General features: G+C 55.1%; 1 rRNA gene. It reads right to left on the bottom strand.

Annotated features, from left to right (window positions below):
• Nucleotides 1–21: 21 nt before the first annotated feature.
• Nucleotides 22–1,052 (bottom strand): 23S ribosomal RNA (locus ACGFNI_RS35840); the annotation flags it as partial.

Raw genomic sequence — 1,052 nt, 5'->3', positions numbered from 1 at the left:
ACACAGTGGACGCGAGCAACTGAGGACAAGCCCTCGGCCTATTAGTACCAGTCAACTCCACCCGTTACCAGGCTTCCATATCTGGCCTATCAACCCAGTCGTCTACTGGGAGCCTTAACCCCTCAAAGGGGGTGGGAGTACTCATCTCGAAGCAGGCTTCCCGCTTAGATGCTTTCAGCGGTTATCCTTTCCGAACGTAGCCAACCAGCCATGCCCTTGGCAGGACAACTGGCACACCAGAGGTTCGTCCGTCCCGGTCCTCTCGTACTAGGGACAGCCCTTCTCAATACTCCTACGCGCACAGCGGATAGGGACCGAACTGTCTCACGACGTTCTAAACCCAGCTCGCGTACCGCTTTAATGGGCGAACAGCCCAACCCTTGGGACCGACTCCAGCCCCAGGATGCGACGAGCCGACATCGAGGTGCCAAACCATCCCGTCGATATGGACTCTTGGGGAAGATCAGCCTGTTATCCCCGGGGTACCTTTTATCCGTTGAGCGACGGCGCTTCCACAAGCCACCGCCGGATCACTAGTCCCTACTTTCGTACCTGCTCGACCCGTCAGTCTCACAGTCAAGCTCCCTTGTGCACTTACACTCAACACCTGATTGCCAACCAGGCTGAGGGAACCTTTGGGCGCCTCCGTTACTCTTTAGGAGGCAACCGCCCCAGTTAAACTACCCACCAGACACTGTCCCTGATCCGGATCACGGACCCAGGTTAGACATCCAGCACGACCAGAGTGGTATTTCAACAATGACTCCACAACCACTGGCGTGATCGCTTCACAGTCTCCCACCTATCCTACACAAGCCGAACCGAACACCAATATCAAGCTATAGTAAAGGTCCCGGGGTCTTTCCGTCCTGCTGCGCGAAACGAGCATCTTTACTCGTAGTGCAATTTCACCGGGCCTATGGTTGAGACAGTCGAGAAGTCGTTACGCCATTCGTGCAGGTCGGAACTTACCCGACAAGGAATTTCGCTACCTTAGGATGGTTATAGTTACCACCGCCGTTTACTGGCGCTTAAGTTCTCAGCTTCACCAA

The sequence above is a fragment of the Streptomyces sp. NPDC048644 genome (assembly GCF_043199105.1).
Classification (GTDB): Bacteria; Actinomycetota; Actinomycetes; order Streptomycetales; family Streptomycetaceae; genus Streptomyces.
The sequence above is the reverse complement of the archived record's forward strand: the minus strand, read 5'-3'. Positions and strand labels throughout refer to the sequence as shown.